This window comes from Microvirga arabica (assembly GCF_016811235.1).
GTDB classification, from domain to species: Bacteria; Pseudomonadota; Alphaproteobacteria; order Rhizobiales; family Beijerinckiaceae; genus Microvirga; species Microvirga arabica.
Genome location: NZ_JAFBID010000155.1, coordinates 1 through 3,873, shown reverse-complemented (window position 1 = coordinate 3,873; position 3,873 = coordinate 1). Strand labels below are relative to the sequence as shown.

2 protein-coding genes are annotated in these 3,873 nt (G+C 61.8%); both read left to right on the top strand.

Features of this window, described 5'->3' with window-relative positions; genetic code table 11:
• Positions 1 to 1,484 precede the first annotated feature (1,484 nt).
• Complete coding sequence (locus tag JQC81_RS31950) at positions 1,485 to 2,678, top strand: IS256 family transposase (protein ID WP_203275785.1); 1,194 nt, start codon at positions 1,485 to 1,487, stop codon at positions 2,676 to 2,678.
• Positions 2,679 to 3,183: 505 nt separating this feature from the next.
• A partial coding sequence (locus JQC81_RS31945) for an NAD(P)-binding protein (RefSeq protein WP_312887630.1) occupies positions 3,184 to 3,873 on the top strand: 690 nt, incomplete at its 3' end.

Genomic DNA, 3,873 nt, shown 5'->3' with positions numbered 1-3,873 from the left:
GGTGGGCCTCGCTTGCGTACGTCATGGCGCGACACCTCCGTGTCTAAGACAACGCACAAGGCCCGGCTGTAGTATTAGAACACTGCTGCCGCGCGCCCCGCGTGATCCAAGCGGCACGTCACCCGAGCCTGTCGAACCTGCACATGATCGCCGCGCTGAAACAGAACCCGTGCTTCAACGGGAGCGGACAAGCCACCGTTTTTGAGACGAACAGTTCGTCCGGCACTGGCGACATCCACCTGCCTGGCACCGTAGCGCAACGCGCCGGGGATCAGCGCGTTGCGGCAGGACTGAACAACACTCCACGGCGTACCGGGTTTGGCGCGCAGAGGTTGGAGTTGGTGTACGCTCCGGAACCATCCGCTATCGCCGCCTCCACGCTCAACCGGCAACAGCGCCTGTGGAACAGTGGCCTCTGCGAACGACGATGTTGCACGGGCGGTGGGAGCAATACTGGCGACGAATCCTGAGGTCCGTGCCTCACTGGGGGCACCATAGCCCGGATTGCCCCCATTCGTCGCGGCTGACGGTCCTGTGCCGACCGAGCCGACCCCAGAAGGTGCGCCTGCGTTGGTTGATGAACTGGTGGAATTGCCGCTGCCACCGGCAGGGGTTCCGCTGCCTCCCGAAGCAGCTCCCGCCCCACCGCTGGGACCCCGCGATCCACCTTGGCTACCTCCGCCACTCAGGCTGCTGCCAGCACTCACCCCACCGGCTCCAATACCGGCGTTAGCGGTCGCTCCCGCCGCGCCAGCATTAGCTCCCAGTCCACCGCTAATGCCACTGGGGCCAACGCTGCCACTGACGGAAGCCCCGCTGCCGCCACTGCTAACGCCGCCTCCCGCGCTGACCCCATCGGATCCGATACCTGCACCAATCGACGCTCCCACCGCGCCTCCAGGAGCGCCAATCCCCCCACCACCGCCACGTGAGCCCAGGCCGTCACTGGCCGACGTCCCGTTACCTCCGCCGTTGAGACCGGCTCCGGCACTGATCCCGCCGGATCCAACGCCAGCGCTTACGCCTGCGCCCAAGCCAGCAGCCCCTCCGCTCACGCCCACATCGCGGGCATCTGCCCCCTCGACCTGCACAACGGCCAAGGTCAATGGGAGCAGAGTGGCAAGAGAGAGTTGTCTGGCCCGAGTGGCATGGGTTCGTCCACCTGTAAGACGGCGTGTCACTGTTCCCCTCCCACATGCAGGATGAAAAGATGCCGGTTGCATCAGGTTATGGCCTCAACGAGCGTCAGCAAGGCAGTCATAAGGCGAGTAAGGCTACCTCGTGCGGGTAGGTTGCTGGCTGACGGAGACGGCAAAGCTTATGCCGCTCTGCGGCCCAAAGGGTGCCGACTGGTAAAGGGCCTGGCACCGAGTGACCAATGGTGGCGTACGCTAGTAGTGTGGTGAAGGTTCTGCAAATCGCCTGATCGGGGCGGTCATGGCAGGATGGTGATGTCCAAGTCACCCTCCGAGAGGAGCCCCACCATGACCAACACCAAGGATAAACCCGCCGCTGCCGCCATCAAGGACCTTCTGAGCCACAGCCCGGACGGGCTGCGCGAGGTCGTCCGGGTCGTCATGCAGGAGATGCTTGAAGCCGAGATGACCGACGCCCTCCAGGCCGAGAAGGGCGAGCGCACCGCCTCCCGCCTCGGCTACCGCTCGGGCTACTACAGCCGGACCTTGGTGACCCGCGTGGGTAAACTGGAGTTGCGGGTGCCACAGGACCGCGCTGGCCGCTTCTCCACCGAGCTGTTCGAGCGCTATCAGCGCTCCGAGCAGGCGCTCGTCGCCACCCTGGCCGAGATGTACGTTCAGGGCGTCTCCACCCGTAAGGTCAAGGCGATCACCGAGGAGCTGTGCAGCCACAGCTTCTCGGCCTCGGCGATCTCCTCGATCAACAAGCGCCTCGACGACAGCCTGGCCCAGTTCGCCGCGCGACGGCTCGAGGAGCCGTTCCCGTACCTGATCCTGGACGCCCGGTACGAGAAGGTGCGCGAGGGCGGCATCGTCGCCTCGCAGGCGGTGCTGATTGCAGTGGGCATCGACTGGGATGGCCGGCGCCAGATCCTGGGCGTCGAGATGGCCAACCGGGAAAGCCAGTCCTCGTGGCGGACCTTTCTGCTCGGCCTGCGCGAGCGCGGCCTCTCAGGGGTGGAGCTGGTGGTGGCAGACGATCATGCCGGGCTGCGGGCGGCCATCCGTGAGGTGCTGACGGAAGCGGCGTTTCAGAGGTGCTACGTGCACTTCCTCCGGAACGCCCTCGATCACCTGCCGGGCAAGGCCGATGATGACTGCCTGCAGGAGCTGCGCTGGCTCTATGACCGGCGATCGGTCGAGGAGGCCCGACGCGTCTCCGCCTGGATTGCCAAGTGGGAGAGCCGCTATCCGCGCCTGGTGGCCTGGGCCGAGGAGACGATCGAGGAGACATTCACTTTCTACCGGCTGCCGCGCCAGCACCATAAGCACCTCAAGAGCACCAACATGCTGGAACGCCTCAACGAAGAGATCAGAAGGCGCACCTATGTGGTGCGGATCTTCCCCAATGCCGCCTCATGCTGCCGGCTGGTGCGGGCCCTGGCGGTAGAGACGCATGAGAACTGGCTCGAAGCTCACCGCTACCTCAACATGGAGGACCTGAAGGAGCACAAGAAGGATCAACTCCGCGAAGCCGCTTAGCCAGCCTGCTCGGCCGCCCCGCTTTGCAGAACTTGACGCACACAATCTGGTTGAAAGCTGGAGACGCCACTAGAGTACCACGACCCTCCTTCAGTCGAGGCTATAGGCCGCCCGTTCTGGAGGCGGTGTGATGGCCTGCCGTGCAACCTTAGTCAGGGCCGCCGACCATCCCAGTCGGAGGGTCATGCCGAACGCTAACGCTGATCATCGACCACTAAACCCAGGTGCTTCACTGCCGCCGGTGGATGTGATCACATCGGGATCACCAACTCGGGACCTTCAACTCAGTTCGCAGCTGCGCCGCATCGGCAGCAGGGGGCAGGAGCTGGTGAAGATGCTCGCTGAAAGATCGAGCACGCGGCACCGCACTGGAAGCAGGACCACTGGTCTGGGTGTTGGATCTGGAGACAGCAGCAGTCTCTGGAGGTAGACACTACTTATTCCGAATTAGAGAAGGAATAAGCTTCAATTCTTTGCGTTATACAACAATCTGCGCCCTCTCCGCTTGCCGAAAGTATCTCAATTGCTGGTAGACGAAGCTTCAACAGAAACTGGAACCAACGGCGCCTCTAATTTCGATGTCATTGTGTTAGGTGCTGGGATCAGCGGCCTGGTCTCTGCATCAATACTCCTACAACAGGGTTATAAGCGCGTCCTTGTTGTCGATGAGTACAACCACCTTGGCGGAAATCACATCGATTGTGCTTTGGGTGATTACACATTCGATGTTGGCAGCTTCCTGTTCCAGTACAACTCTCCTTTGCTTAATCACTTTCCAGAACTGCTCCCTCTATACGTTCCGGTTAGCCCAAGCTTTGGACGACTGAACCCGCAGGGTCTGATTACGCGCTATCCGATCTCCGTGAAGGATGATGTTCTGTCTACCGGTCCGATTGAGGTGTCCCGTATTCTGTTGTCCGTAGTTTTCGCCCGGCTGTTCCGACGTCAGCCAAGAAATGCGAGGGACTTCGCTCAATATTGGATCGGAGATCGGCTACTGAAGCGGTCTGGCCTGGAGCACTATATCGAACGCTTCCATGGGGTACCCGCCGAACGCATTGACGTAAGCTTTGCTGAAAAGCGGATGGGCTGGATCAAGAGGAATGCATCCTTAGATTACCTTAGGAGGAGCTTGAGACCATCTCTGAAGGCACCGACCAATCAACAACAACAGCTGGTTCGACCACGGGGGGGG

Excerpts from the sequence above, each read along its gene's own strand:
- JQC81_RS31950 (WP_203275785.1), top strand. The coding sequence starts at position 1,485 with ATGACCAACACCAAGGATAAACCCGCCGCTGCCGCCATCAAGGACCTT.